The sequence below is a fragment of the Lentzea sp. NPDC036955 genome (assembly GCF_055608005.1).
Genome location: NZ_JBVJRC010000008.1, coordinates 80344 through 92976 on the forward strand (window position 1 = coordinate 80344; position 12633 = coordinate 92976).

General features: G+C 70.6%; 17 protein-coding genes and 1 tRNA gene. 14 read left to right on the forward strand and 4 right to left on the reverse strand.

Annotated features, from left to right (window positions below):
• Window positions 1-112: 112 nt before the first annotated feature.
• The 9 genes from ACZ7CF_RS27120 to ACZ7CF_RS27160 all read left to right on the forward strand — a co-directional run bounded on the left by ACZ7CF_RS27120 (window position 113) and on the right by ACZ7CF_RS27160 (window position 6619).
• Window positions 113-1462, forward strand: coding sequence for a PucR family transcriptional regulator (locus ACZ7CF_RS27120; RefSeq protein WP_470370882.1), 1350 nt, complete (start codon window positions 113-115; stop codon window positions 1460-1462).
• Between the two features lie 143 nt (window positions 1463-1605).
• Window positions 1606-1677 (forward strand) — tRNA-Glu (locus tag ACZ7CF_RS27125).
• Between the two features lie 119 nt (window positions 1678-1796).
• Window positions 1797-2474, forward strand: coding sequence for an SAM-dependent methyltransferase (locus ACZ7CF_RS27130; protein WP_360392455.1), 678 nt, complete (start codon window positions 1797-1799; stop codon window positions 2472-2474).
• A gap of 26 nt (window positions 2475-2500) precedes the next feature.
• Window positions 2501-2629, forward strand: a complete 129-nt coding sequence (locus tag ACZ7CF_RS27135; RefSeq protein WP_360392453.1) for a hypothetical protein — start codon at window positions 2501-2503, stop codon at window positions 2627-2629.
• Window positions 2626-2928 carry a hypothetical protein gene (locus tag ACZ7CF_RS27140; protein WP_470370883.1) on the forward strand — a complete coding sequence of 101 codons (303 nt, stop codon included), beginning with the start codon at window positions 2626-2628 and terminating at the stop codon, window positions 2926-2928. Before ACZ7CF_RS27135 ends, ACZ7CF_RS27140 begins: the two co-directional genes overlap by 4 nt.
• A 36-nt stretch (window positions 2929-2964) precedes the next feature.
• Window positions 2965-3627 carry a DUF4383 domain-containing protein gene (locus ACZ7CF_RS27145; RefSeq protein WP_470370884.1) on the forward strand — a complete coding sequence of 221 codons (663 nt, stop codon included), beginning with the start codon at window positions 2965-2967 and terminating at the stop codon, window positions 3625-3627.
• Window positions 3628-3734: 107 nt separating this feature from the next.
• The gene (locus tag ACZ7CF_RS27150; RefSeq protein ID WP_360392445.1) at window positions 3735-4418 is read left to right on the forward strand and encodes a M50 family metallopeptidase; all 684 of its coding nucleotides are present in this window, start codon (window positions 3735-3737) and stop codon (window positions 4416-4418) included.
• A gap of 88 nt (window positions 4419-4506) precedes the next feature.
• Window positions 4507-6240, forward strand: coding sequence for an arginine--tRNA ligase (argS, locus tag ACZ7CF_RS27155; RefSeq protein WP_470370885.1), 1734 nt, complete (start codon window positions 4507-4509; stop codon window positions 6238-6240).
• A gap of 82 nt (window positions 6241-6322) precedes the next feature.
• Window positions 6323-6619, forward strand: a complete 297-nt coding sequence (locus ACZ7CF_RS27160; RefSeq protein WP_360392440.1) for a WhiB family transcriptional regulator — start codon at window positions 6323-6325, stop codon at window positions 6617-6619.
• 113 nt (window positions 6620-6732) lie between these two features.
• Here the strand turns inward: ACZ7CF_RS27160 and ACZ7CF_RS27165 are convergent, their stop codons facing one another.
• The gene (locus tag ACZ7CF_RS27165; protein WP_360392696.1) at window positions 6733-7464 is read right to left on the reverse strand and encodes a SigB/SigF/SigG family RNA polymerase sigma factor; all 732 of its coding nucleotides are present in this window, start codon (window positions 7462-7464) and stop codon (window positions 6733-6735) included.
• Between the two features lie 137 nt (window positions 7465-7601).
• Entirely contained in the window at window positions 7602-8012 is a 411-nt protein-coding gene (locus ACZ7CF_RS27170; RefSeq protein ID WP_458430953.1) for an ATP-binding protein, read from the reverse strand.
• A 146-nt stretch (window positions 8013-8158) separates the two neighbouring features.
• Here ACZ7CF_RS27170 and ACZ7CF_RS27175 point away from each other — a divergent pair, with 146 nt between their 5' ends.
• Window positions 8159-8842, forward strand: a complete 684-nt coding sequence (locus ACZ7CF_RS27175; protein WP_360392435.1) for an ATP-binding protein — start codon at window positions 8159-8161, stop codon at window positions 8840-8842.
• Window positions 8843-8922: 80 nt separating this feature from the next.
• Here the strand turns inward: ACZ7CF_RS27175 and ACZ7CF_RS27180 are convergent, their stop codons facing one another.
• Together ACZ7CF_RS27180 and ACZ7CF_RS27185 are read right to left on the reverse strand one after the other, a co-directional pair.
• Window positions 8923-9273, reverse strand: coding sequence for an STAS domain-containing protein (locus ACZ7CF_RS27180; RefSeq protein WP_360392432.1), 351 nt, complete (start codon window positions 9271-9273; stop codon window positions 8923-8925).
• A gap of 147 nt (window positions 9274-9420) precedes the next feature.
• Window positions 9421-10089, reverse strand: a complete 669-nt coding sequence (locus ACZ7CF_RS27185) for an ANTAR domain-containing protein (protein WP_360392430.1) — start codon at window positions 10087-10089, stop codon at window positions 9421-9423.
• Window positions 10090-10342: 253 nt separating this feature from the next.
• Here ACZ7CF_RS27185 and ACZ7CF_RS27190 point away from each other — a divergent pair, with 253 nt between their 5' ends.
• The 4 genes from ACZ7CF_RS27190 (at window position 10343) to garA (ending at window position 12247) form a co-directional block, all read left to right on the forward strand.
• A complete protein-coding gene (locus ACZ7CF_RS27190) occupies window positions 10343-10546 on the forward strand; it encodes a hypothetical protein (RefSeq protein WP_360392427.1) in 204 nt (67 codons plus the stop codon).
• A gap of 121 nt (window positions 10547-10667) precedes the next feature.
• On the forward strand, window positions 10668-11249 hold the full coding sequence (locus ACZ7CF_RS27195) for a CDP-alcohol phosphatidyltransferase family protein (RefSeq protein WP_360392425.1): 582 nt from the start codon (window positions 10668-10670) through the stop codon (window positions 11247-11249).
• Between the two features lie 42 nt (window positions 11250-11291).
• Complete coding sequence (gene gcvH, locus ACZ7CF_RS27200) at window positions 11292-11675, forward strand: glycine cleavage system protein GcvH (protein ID WP_360392422.1); 384 nt, start codon at window positions 11292-11294, stop codon at window positions 11673-11675.
• Window positions 11676-11788: 113 nt separating this feature from the next.
• Window positions 11789-12247 (forward strand): glycogen accumulation regulator GarA, encoded by a 459-nt coding sequence (gene garA / locus ACZ7CF_RS27205; RefSeq protein WP_360392419.1) that lies wholly within the window; start codon window positions 11789-11791, stop codon window positions 12245-12247.
• The last annotated feature ends 386 nt before the right edge of the window (window positions 12248-12633 follow it).

Sequence of the window (12633 nt, forward strand, 5' to 3'; positions counted from 1 at the left end):
CGTGAGCGGCGATCACCGCGTGGTCGAGGTCCACTGCCGGAACTCCTCGGGTTGCAACAGTAGGAACGCGGGCTGGCGCCGGTAAGCGGTTGCTCTGCACAATCCCGGGCTTGTGGTTGTGCAAACCGTCCCGTTGCGGGCGCTCGTGGCGCGTGCCGAGCTCGGGCTGACCGTCCTGTGCGGATCGTCCGGGCTGGACCGGCCGGTCCGCTGGGCGCACGTGTCCGAGCTGGCCGACCCGGCGCCGTACCTGGTCGGCGAGGAGCTGCTGCTCACGGCCGGGGTGCGGTTCCCAGGCGACGTGCCCGCCTACGTGGCCGGGCTGGTGTCCTCCGGTGTCACCGCGATCGGGTTCGGCGTCGAACCGGAGTTCCCGGCGGTGCCGCCGTCGCTGGTGCGAGCCTGTGCGGACCAGGGGATGCCGCTGCTGGCCGTGCCGCCGTCGACGCCGTTCCTGGCCGTGTCGCGGGCGCTGGGCGCGTTGCTCGCGGAGATCACCGTGCGGGAGCAGCGGATGCTGGCCGAGGGCCAGCGCGCGCTCACCCGTGCCGCGACCCGCGTGCGGCCGGTGGAGTCGGTGCTGGCCGTGCTCGCCACCGTGCTGGGGTGCCGCGCCGAGCTGGTGGACCCCGCGACCGCACCGGACGACGTGGCGTCCCTCGTGGACCGGGTCGCGTCGGGCACCGGCCCCCGTTCTGCCTCCACCAGGGTGGGTGACGACCACGTGACGCTCGACCCGGTCGAGGCCGCGGTGCTCGTGGTGCGCAGACCGGTGGCGCTCTCGCCGGCCGAACGGGCCGTCGTCGCCGTCGCGCTCGCGTTGCTGGGGCTGCTGCGCCGCGACGTCGAGGGGGAGCGCGGGCGGATCGCGCGCCTCGCGGCGGCGGCCCTGCTGCGCGCGGAGGCCACCGGCGTGGAGGACGTGCTGGGGCCTGGCCCGCACCGGGTGGTGGCGGGGCGGTCGCGGGAGGACCACGACGTGCTGGCCCGGCGGTACGGGCCGCTGGTGTCGAAGCTCGGGGACGGGTTCCTCGCGCTGGTGCCGGCCGGGTTCGCGGTGTCCGGTCCGGTCGGCGTCTCCTCGCCGGTGCCCGCCGGCGTGCCGTCCGCCGCGGCCTTCGGTGCCGCCGCGGCCGAGGCCTCGGGGCTGCTGGCACGCGCAGTGGCGACCGGTTCCCCCGCCCTGCCCGCGTCCGATCTGACGTCCCTGCTGGACCCGGCGGTGGCGGCCGCGTTCGCCCGCAGGGAGCTGGCGGCGCTGCTCGGAAGGCCGGAGCTGGTCGAGACGCTGAGGGCCTGGCTGGGCCGGCACGGCAGCTGGGACCGCACCGCCGAGGTGCTCGGCGTGCACCGCAACAGCGTCCGGCACCGCATCGCCCACGTCGAACGGCTGCTCGGCCGCGACCTCGGGTCAGCCGACGCGCGTGCCGCGCTGTGGCTCGCGCTGACGTGGCTCGATTAATTCCTTTGCGGCGCCGTCAGGTGGTCGGTCATGATTGTTGCATGATCCGAGCAGATGAATGGACCGGAGCTCCGGCCAAGCTGTGAGCAGCTGAAACGCCTTCTACGAATTACCTTCGAGCATTTCTTTTAATGCTCGTCCTCGGCGTGTTCGTCCAGTGGTCAGGACGTCGGACTCTCAATCCGGAAACACGGGTTCGATTCCCGTGCGCGCTACGTGGCCCGGTCTCCGTGGGGTGGACCGGGCCCGCCGTCAACCGGGTGAATGTCAGACGGACCCAAAGAATCTTCGAAAACTTCGCCCGAATGGTCTAGGCGCCAGTTACGCTCTGCGAATGGCTGCGGTCCCCGCCTTCGCGCGTTACGAGGTCGACGTACGTCGGCCGAACGCCGCGCGGATCCACGACTACTACCTGGGTGGCGCGCACAACTACGCCGCCGACCGCGCGTTCGCCAAGCAGGCGGTCCGGATCGACCCGGAGCTGCCGCTCGTCACCAGGGCCCACCGGCTCTTCCTGCGCCACGCCGTCCGGCACTGCTGGGAGTCCGGCGTCCGCCAGTTCCTCGACCTGGGCTCCGGCATCCCGACGTGCGGCGCGACGCACCAGACGCTGCCCGACGCCCGCGTGGTCTACGTCGACTCCGACCAGGTGACCGCCACGTTCGCCCGCGGCCTGCTGCGCGGCGAGCCGCGGGCGTGCGCGATCCAGGCCGACCTGCGCCGGCCGGAGCAGGTGCTGCGGCACCCCGGCGTGCTGTCCCACCTGGACTTGCGCGAGCCCTACGCCGTGCTGATGGTGGACGTCCTGCGCTACGTCGACGACGCCACCGGCCCCGGCCGGGTGGTCCGCCGCTACCGGCACGCGCTGCCCGCGGGCGGCTTCCTCGTCGTCTCCCACCCGCAGCCGGTCGAGGCGCTGCTGGACGGGCTGGAGGTCGAGGCGCCGTGCGTGGTCCCTGGCGCGTACGCGGGCATCGGGCGCAAGCCGCAGGCGGTGCCCGGCCGTATCTGACGACCCGTGCTGTCCTCTTTGAGTACGTGCGAGTCGGCATCGACGTTGACGACGCGGCGATCGACGGGCAGGACGCGCTGCTCGCCGCGCGCACCGGAGCCGTTGCACCTCAGCCGCGTCACGCGGGGCCCACCACCGAGGAGACCGCCGCATGAACCCGACCGATCCTCCCACCGGCACCGAGCTGTGGGCCGTCCTGCACGTCGACGAGTTCCAGTTCCGGCTCGTCAAACCGTGGAACCTCGACACCCTCGCCGCCGCGCTGCGCAACGCCGCCGCACGCGGTTCGCAGGTCGAGGTCCGCGTCCACACCGACCTCGACGCCGAGGCGACCGTGCTGGTCAACCCCGCGCGTGCGCGCGTCGTGCACGTCGCCAAGCGCAACGTCGTGGTGCCGCGCAACGGGGTGCCCGGCGTCTCCGCGCACGGTTTGGCCGAGGTGATGGCGGGGTAGTTCTCCGGCGACCAAGTACGGAGCCTGGAGGGCGTCATGACCCACCGCGTCACTGTCAAGGTCGCCGGTCTGCAACCGGTGCAGGTGCTGGCGGCGCTCGCCGGCATCGCGTTCATCGTGTTCGGCGTCGTGGGCTTCACCCGCACGGGGATCGGCGACTGGACCGCGCACTCGTTCGTGCTCGGGTTCTCCGTGAACGCGCTGCACAACCTGGTGCACGTGGTCGTCGGCGTGCTCGGCCTGGTGATGGCACTCGGTTCCGGCCTCGCCCGGCTGTACGGGTGGCTGCTCTTCCTCGGTTACGGCGCCCTGTTCGTGTGGGGCCTGATGATCACCGGGATCGTCGCGCAGAACCCCGTGTCCGCGGCCGGCAACCCGTTGGCGCTCAACACGAACGACAACTGGCTGCACCTCGGCCTCGCCCTGTTCGGCCTGCTGCTCGCGGTCATGCCCGCCCGCCGCAAGCTGATCGAGGAGGAGCCCGAGCTGCCGGAGCCGCGCGAGGCGCACGACAACCGCCACGACCACGTCCCCGGCACGGTTGCGCACGACCACCTCGGCGACGACCGCCGGATCGAGCCCGTCGACCCGGCCGTCAGCCCGCGCACGCAGGAGCCCATCACGAAGGAGCAGGCCGTGGTGGACCCGAAGACCGACCGCGTGGACCGCGACAAGATCTCCGACCGGATCAAGCACTAGCCACAACTCCCATCCGGACGGACGGACTCCCACACGCACTGTCCGGAGCCGACGCGCCGTGAGCAGCCCACATGCGGCTCTCACGGCGCGTCTGTTTCGATGTCGCGATGCTCTCGGACGAACTGCTCACGCACGAGGTCCTGATCACGTGGGGCACCGCGCTGGCCGCGTTCCTGGCCGTGGCCCCGTCCGCGGTCTGGCGCCTCACCCGCAACGTCATCACCATCGCCCACGAAGGCGGCCACGCACTGGTCGCGGTGCTCACCGGCCGCCGCCTCAGCGGCATCAAGCTGCACTCCGACACCAGCGGCCTCACCGTCTCCCGCGGCAAACCCCGCGGCCCCGGCATGGTCTTCACCGCACTGGCCGGCTACACCGCCCCGTCCCTGCTCGGGTTCGGCGCGGCCCTGCTCATCACCAACGACCAGATCCGCCTGATGCTCTGGATCACCATCGCGTTCCTCGCGGCGATGCTCATCATGATCCGCAACGTCTTCGGCGTGCTGTCCGTCGTGGTCACCGGCGGCGCGTTCTTCTTCATCTCCTTCTACGCCCCACCCGAGGTGCGCGACACCGCCGCGTACGTGTTCGCGTGGTTCCTGCTGCTCGGCGGGGTGCGCCCGGTGTGGGAGCTGCAGGTGAAGCGCTGGCGGCGGCAGGCTCCGCGTTCCGACGCGGACGTGCTGGCGTGGCTGACCGGCGTGCCGGCGCTCGGGTGGGTGACGGTGTTCGGGGCGGTGAGCCTGGCGGCGCTGGTCGGGGGCGGGGCGCTGCTGCTCGGGCGGTGGTGACGCGCGGGCAGCCGGAAGCCTCGGTGCCCTTCTCGTTTGCGGCGGGTGAAATACTGGGAGGCAAAGCCGCGGTCGAGAGGTGGGTTCAGTGCTGCGTGGGGATGTCGGGCTCGAGCTGGGCCAGCGGGTGGCGCGGGCGTTGCGCGCCGCCCTGGACGTGGACATCACCGCGGAGGAAGCGCTGATCCGACCGTCCAACCGAGACGGTGCCGACTACCAGTGCAACGTGGCCATGAGCCTCGCCAAGAAGGTCGGCCGCAACCCCCGCGAGGTGGCGCAGCTGATCGTCGAGCACCTCGACTCGGCCGACGCCGTGGAGACGCCGGAGATCGCCGGGCCGGGGTTCATCAACCTGCGGCTCACCCGCGGGTGGCTGGAGCAGCAGGTCGCGGGTCTGAAGGGGGACGACCGGCTCGGTGTGCCGGTCGTGGAGGAGCCGCGGCGGATCGCGATCGACTACAGCAGCCCGAACGTGGCCAAGGAGATGCACGTCGGCCACGTCCGGTCGACCGTCATCGGGGACGCGTTGTCGCGGCTGCTGGCGTTCGCGGGCCATGAGGTGATCCCGCACAACCACCTGGGCGACTGGGGCACGCCGTTCGGCATGCTGATCGAGCACCTCGTGGACCTCGGGTTCGACGACGAGTTCGAGATCAGCGACCTCAACGGCTTCTACCAGGCAGCGCGGGTCAAGTTCGACAGCGACCCGGCGTTCGCCGACCGGTCGCGGCGGCGGGTCGTGCTGCTGCAGGGCGGGGACGAGGCGACGCTGAAGCTGTGGCGGGAGCTCGTCGCGGAGTCGCAGCGGCACTTCGACCACATCTACGACGTGCTCGGCATCAAGCTCACCGCCGCCGACACCTACGGCGAGAGCTTCTACAACCCGTTCCTCGCGGACACGATCACCGAGCTGCGGCAGAAGGGGCTCGTCGAGGAGTCCGACGGCGCGCTGTGCGTGTTCCCGCCCGGCTTCAAGGGGCGCGAGGGCGACCGTCAGCCGTTGATCGTGCGCAAGAGCGACGGCGGGTACGGGTACGCGACCACCGACTTCGCGACCGTGCGGTACTGGGTGCGCGAGCGCGAGGTCGACCAGCTGATCTACGTCGTCGGCGCGCCGCAGGCGCTGCACTTCCAGATGATCTTCGCGACGTCCCGGCAGGCCGGGTGGCTGGACGACGCGCACACGGCGGTGCACACGCCGTTCGGCACGATCCTGGGCGAGGACGGCAAGACCATCCGCACCCGCGCCGGCGGCACGATCAAGCTCGTCGACCTGCTGACCGAAGCCGTGCAGCACGCCGAGAAGGCCATCCCGGAGACGTCCGAAGTGGAGGGTGCGGAACGCGAGGAGCTCGCCCGCGTCCTCGGCATCGGCGCGGTGAAGTACGCCGACCTGCACAACGACCGCGAGAAGGACTACGTCTTCTCGTGGGAGAAGATGCTGGCCAAGACCGGCGACACGTCCGTGTACGTGCAGTACGCCAACGCGCGCACGCACTCCATCGCGCGCAAGGTCGGTCGTACGGCCCCGCAGGACGCCGCCATCACGCTCGCCGAACAGGCCGAACGCGACCTGGCGCTGAAGCTGTTGCAGCTGCCCACGGCGGTCAGGGCGGCCATCGAGGACCTGGCGCCGCACAAGCTGACGGCCTACCTGTTCGACACGGCCACGGCGCTGTCCACGTTCTACGAGACCTGCTCGGTCATGAAGGCGGAGACGCAGGAGCTGCAGGACTCGCGCCTGCACCTGCTCGCCCTCACGAGCCGCGTGCTCACCCTGGGTCTCGACCTGCTCGGAATTTCCGCCCCCGAGCGGTTGTGACCTGGGCCGAACAGGTTTACCGCCGCACGAGCAGAGGTACGCAGTGATCGCAACTCTTCCGCCCCAGCCTTAGGGAGTCGCGATGACCTGCACGACCCGCCTGCCCAAACCGGTCACCGACGTGTGGGACTGGCAGATGGAGGGGCTGTGCCGCGGCCAGAACAGCGCCATCTTCTTCCACCCCGACAACGAGCGCGGGTACGCCAGGGCAGCGCGTGAGGAGAAGGCCAAGGCCATCTGCTCGCACTGCCCGGTGCTCGCGCAGTGCCGTGCGCACGCCCTCGAGTCCCAGGAGCCCTACGGCGTGTGGGGTGGCATGGGCGAGGACGAACGCCGTCAGATCATCTCGGCGGCCCGCCGCCGTGTCCGCGCCGCCTAGCTTCGCCGCGACCGCAAGTCTGCTTTGCGTCTTCCGGGGCAAGTGATGACGAAACCCCGCGCCCTCGTTTCGGAACGAGGACGCGGGGCCGTGGGAACAACAGCTGTAACCGGTCATTCCTCCAGGACGTCGCGCAGCTGCCGCAGCGTCTTCGCCAGCAGCCGCGACACGTGCATCTGCGAGATGCCGACCTTCTGCGCGATCTGCGTCTGGGTCATGTTGCCGAAGAACCGCATGATCACGATCTTGCGCTCGCGCTCGGGCAGCTTCTGCAGCAGCGGGTGCAACGCCTCCCGCTGCTCGATCATCGCGATCTCCGGGTCCTCCTCGCCGATCGTGTTCCCGAGGGAGATCGACGAGTCGTCCGACATCAGCATGTCGTCCAGGGACGCGCTCTGGTAGGCGTTGCCGGCCGCCAGCCCCTCGTGGACCTCTTCGCGGCTCAGGCCCAGGTGCTCGGCCAGCTCGGACGGCGTCGGCGCGCGACCCAGCGACTGCGACAGCCGCGAGGTGCCCGCGTTGATCGCGAGGTGCAGCTCCTTGAGCCGCCGCGGCATCCGCACCGACCACGACGAGTCGCGGAAGTACTTCCGCACCTCACCCATGATCGTGGGCACCGCGAACGACAGGAAGTCGCTGCCGCGCTCGGGGTCGAACCGGTCGACCGCGTTGATCAGGCCGACCGTCGCCACCTGCACGAGGTCCTCGTGCGGCTCACCGCGGTGGCCGAACCGGCGCGCGATGTGCTGGGCGACCGGGAGGTGCTCGGTGACGAGCCGGTCCCGCAACGTGTCGCGCTTCGGGCCGGCGGGCGTCGCGGCGAGCTCGGCGAACAACGGCGCCAGGTGGTCGTAGTCGCCACCCTTGCCGCTCGTCGACCCGGTCGAGGACTCGGCGACCTCGGCCGGCTCGGTCGTGGCCGCCGTGCCCTGCGCGTTCTCAGCGGTCTCCGAGGCCGTGGCGGTCGCCTCTTCGGAGCCGGTCACTCATCCACCGCCCCTGCCGAGGACTTCACGAGGTCGATGTGGACCACGAACCCCTCGGTCTCGGCGGCGTCGTCCTTCACGGAAGTCTCCACCGAGTCCACCAGCGCGGTCAGCACGCGCCAGCCGAAGCTGCCCTCGTCCGGGCCCGCTGCCGCCTTGGCCGACACCTTCGCGCTCACCCGGACCGCACCCGCGGCGTCGACCGCGAAGTGGCAGCTCAGGACCGCGTCGTCGGCGGCGAGCGTGATCAACGTGGAGCACGTCTCGTCGACCGCGAGCTTGAGGTCCTCGATCGCGTCGAGGTCGAAGTCCTGCCGCATCGCGATGTCCGCGGCTACCGCGCGCGCGATGGAGAGCTGCGTCGGGTCCACTGCCATCCGCAGTTCGACCCCTGACAATTGCGTCACACCCACCTCGTAGTCCGTTCTGCTCTGAAGGCTCTCTGGGCCGGCATGTCACTGCCTTACCCGAACCGATCTCATTTCACACGTGTACTGACCCCGTGCCCAGGGAAATCACCTGCTGGAGGCAGGAGCTCAAGGGGAGGAGAGTCGTGCTGGTGCGAGAGGACTTCCTGGCCCTCCGCTTCCCCGCGGACGCACACGAGGTCGGGCCCGTTCGGCACCGGCTGCGTGACTGGTTGCGAGGCGGCGGGTTCACCGACGACGAGGCCGACGACCTCGTCCTCGCGGTGAGCGAAGCGGTCAACAACTCCGTCGAGCACGCCTACCCCGGTTCCGAGCACGGCACGGTCGAGGTGCGCGCCCGCATCGAGAGCGACGGCACGACCGTGGTGGACGTCATCGACCACGGCCGGTGGCGCGTGCCACCACCCGCGCTCACCACGCGCGGCAGGGGACTCCTGCTCATGCGGGAGAGCGTGGACGACGTCGAGATCCACCGCTCGCCGAACGGCACCACCGTGCGGCTGCGCAGAACCCGGTCGCCCGTGCCCGCGACGTACGACACCGCACCCGACTGCCACGTGCATGCCTACGAGACCTCCTCGGGCGTGGTGGCGGTGGTCCGCGGTGACGCGCCCGCCGAGGCGGGACCGTCGTTGCGGCGGAGGCTGGTCACCGCCGCGCGCGGCGGCACCGTGCCGCTGACCGTCGACCTGAGCGGTCTCGGCCCGCGGCGCGAAGGCATCGCGCACGCACTGGCCGAGGTCGCGTCGGCGCTGGCCGCGGCGGGCAACCGGCTCACCGTGGTGCCGGAAGCCCCGCAAGCCCCCTGAGCCCGATGGGTCTCGGCTCAGGCCGGCACGCGCAGTCGTCGTAGTCGTCCCGGGCCGGGTTCGTCCCAGGTCAGGTGGTCTCAGCTCAGGGCGGCGTCCACCGAGTCGTGCACGGCGAGCACCTCGCCCAGCCCGGTGGCCTCCAGCGGACGCGTCACCGCGCGCTTGGTCGCCACGACCTTCAGGGTCGCGTTGCGCTGGGGGGCCAGCCGCGCCGCCTCGACGAGCACGGCGAGTCCGGCGGAACCCAGGAACGTCACGCCGGTCATGTCCACCACGAAGGTGCCACCGTCGGTGAGGCCGTTCACGAGGGCGTCGCGCAGCGTCGGCGCGGACACCATGTCCACCTCGCCGGACACGGCGAGCACCGTGACGCCGTCGGACGGCTGCCGGGCCGACAGCTCAATGGTCTGCGGGTCCTGCACAGTCACCGATCTTCTCCCTACTCGGACCACGGGGAGCCGCCACAGCAGCGGTCCCCACCACGCGGCTGCTGGCTCAACCGCTGCGACATCACCGTACGGGAGAGGTCGCTCGACAGGACAGGTCGCCGCTTCCGTACCCCGGTCGCCGAAGACTCAAACCTGCAACTCCGCCCAAAGTTCGCGAGCGGTGTCATAGGCGGTCCGCGGCGGCACCGTGACGTCCTCACCAGTGTCCTCCAGGTCCCCGCCGACCACGAGCACCAGGGCCGCCGCGACGTCGCGGAGCTTCACGTTCGCGTGCTGGCTGGCCCGCACGAGCAGCTCGAACGCCTCGCCCGGCCGGCATCCCCGCGCACCCACCAGCAGCCCCTTGGCCTGCTCGATGTAGCGCCGGTGCTGCACCATCCGCACCATCTGGTCGGCCCGCAGGACCTCGCCGGCGCAGAACTGCACCACCGCGGCCGCCGTCGCGAGCAGCGGCTCGATCTCCTCGACCACCTTCAGGTCCTCGATGCCAGCCGGGTGGTCCAGGTAAACCGTCAGCACTATCGGTCCGCTGTCACCCCAGCTCCCCGGCACCGCCACCACGTGGTGACCGCCGAGCTCGGCGGTCACCTGCCGCTCGTCGCGGGAGGCGTCGACGAGTGGTCCCTCCCCGGCCTCCACCTGCGCCCGGTCCAGTTCCTGCGCCACGCCGACCGCCCGCAGCACCGCCCCGTCGGGCCACACCGACAGGCCCACCCCGCGGCAGCCGTCGAGCTGCGCGCCGAGGTGGTCGAGCAACCGGGAGAGGAGCTCCGGCCCGAATTTCACCTGGTCCACGCGGACACGTTAGGCCGCGCCGATCGGACTGACGAGATGGGTGGTCATCGGCGCACGACGAACGGTTGCGCGAGCAACGACGTGGCCATCCGCCGCGCTTCGGCCCCGAACAGCTCGGCGCGGCATTTGATCCAGTTAACGCTCCGGACCCGGAACGGACACGTGTTCTGAACCACAGTCAGCCAGAATTCGTTCACAGGGATAACGCCGGAGCCCCGGTGGCCGACATCCCTGATGTCACGGAGGGACTGAGATGAGAACCGCCATGGAGACCGAGCCGCAGCCGGCCGAGCAGCTGCCCACCGCGCCGTGCAGCGTGGTGTGGAGCCGGGGTCACGCGTACGTGCTCGAGGGTTTCCGCGCCCGCTGGGTGGGCCGCGACGACCGCGGTCGCCCGTGCTCGCTCACCGGTGCCGAGATGCAGCGCCGCGGCTGGACGTTCACCCGGACGGCCTGAGCTCCCCCCACCCCACCGGGCCCCGTCCCCCGACCGGCCGCGCAGCTCCTGCGACCACCCGCACCGCGTGCCGTGACGCCATCCGGCAGCCCGTGCGCGGCCACTCGTTTAGAGTGCGGGTGTGCGTGACCCGGCTGATCGCCTGCTGACGATTCCGAACCTGCTCAGCGTGTTGCGGCTGGCCGGTGTTCCGCTCTTCCTGTACCTGTTGCTCGGACCCCGCGCCGACGGCTGGGCGCTGCTCGTCCTCGTCTTCGCGGGCCTGTCCGACTGGCTGGACGGCAAGCTCGCCCGCTGGCTGAACCAGATGAGCCGGCTGGGCGCGCTGCTCGACCCGGCCGCCGACCGCCTCTACGTGTTCTGCACGCTGCTGGCGTTCGTGGTCAGGGACATCGTGCCGCTGTGGATCGCACTCGTGCTGGTCGGGCGCGAGGTCGTCGTCGGCATCTGCCTGCTGGTCCTGCGGCAGCGCGGCTGGGGCCCGTTCGAGGTCACCTACCTGGGCAAGGCCGCGACCTTCAACCTGCTGTACGCGTTCCCCCTGCTGCTGCTCGCGCAGGGCGACTCGGCGTGGGCGCAGCTCGCACTCCCGTTCGCCTACGCGTTCACCGCGTGGGGTGCAGCGCTGTACCTGTGGTCGGCGCTTTTGTACGTCTACCAGTTCTTCTCGGCCCTGCGGGTCACTCCCGGAAAGGCCGCGTGAAAAGATCACCCCATACAGGTTCAGCACGAGGAGCGCAGTCAGTTGATTCCCGAGGAGCTTCGTTACACCGAGGAACACGAGTGGGTCGCCACAACAGGTGAGAACACCGTGCGCGTCGGCATCACCGACTACGCCCAGGAACAACTCGGTGACGTGGTCTTCGTCCAGCTGCCCGAGGTCGGCCACACCGTCTCGGCCGGCGACACGTTCGGCGAGGTCGAGTCCACCAAGAGCGTGTCGGACCTCTACTCGCCGCTCGACGGTGAGGTCGTCGCGATCAACGACGCCCTGGTGCAGTCGCCGGAGTCCATCAACTCCGACCCGTACGGCGAGGGCTGGATGGTCGAGCTCCGCCTGAACGACCCCGAGGCGGTCGAGGGGCTCTTGGACGCCGACGGGTACAAGGCGTTGGTGGAGAAGGAGTGACGTCGATCTTTCGCCGGATCTTCGGCCGGAAGGGGAGGCGCTCCTCGGGGGGCGACTCGAACGCGATAGGTTTTACCGGAAACGACGGACCCAGCAGCAGGAGGAGAGCTCAGGTGAGCACGAACGACGGCCCAGGCGTTCCGCCGGAGCAGTCCCCGGAGCGGACCTCCGTCTTCCGGGCGGACTTCCTCCAGGAGATGGAAGGCGGCGCCGAGGCGCCCGCACAGGAGCCGGCCGTTGCCGGTGTCGACGCCCTTCCCGCCGGTTCCGCGCTGCTCGTGGTGAAGCGCGGCCCGAACGCCGGTTCGCGGTTCCTGCTGGACCGCGACACGACGAGCGCGGGGCGCCACCCCGACAGCGACATCTTCCTCGACGACGTGACGGTCTCGCGCCGCCACGCAGAGTTCCGCCGGGAGGGCGGCGAGTTCGTCGTGATCGACGTGGGCAGCCTCAACGGCACCTACGTCAACCGCGAGCCGGTCGACCAGGCCGTCCTCGCGAACGGCGACGAGGTCCAGATCGGCAAGTTCCGCCTGGTCTTCCTGACCGGTCCCGGCTCCGCGGGAGCCTGACGGTCCGGGGCCTGCCGGTCCCGGGTCTGCGGGATGACGAGCGTCGGGGCGGTGCTCACGCAGCTCCGCCCCGAGTTCCACCGTGCAGTGCTGTTGCCGTCTTCTCCACTGTTTTGCGCCATTGAGCAGTTCGCCGCGCTCCGCGGGAGTTTTCCTGCGTCGAGCCCGAACGCACTCGTGCGCTGACCGCCTTTGCGCGGAACTCCTGCCGGTTCGCCGTGCTTTCCGGGAATCGGCCGGCCTCTTCCGCTCGTTGTACCCGGTGCGGGGAAGAGCGGGTTCGAGCGGCCATCGTCTTGATCACGTTCTGCCCGCAACGATTGAGCACACGGCCCGCTTGGCGGGTAGCGTCGAACGCGTGTGCCGGGGGATGCTCGGAGACGTTC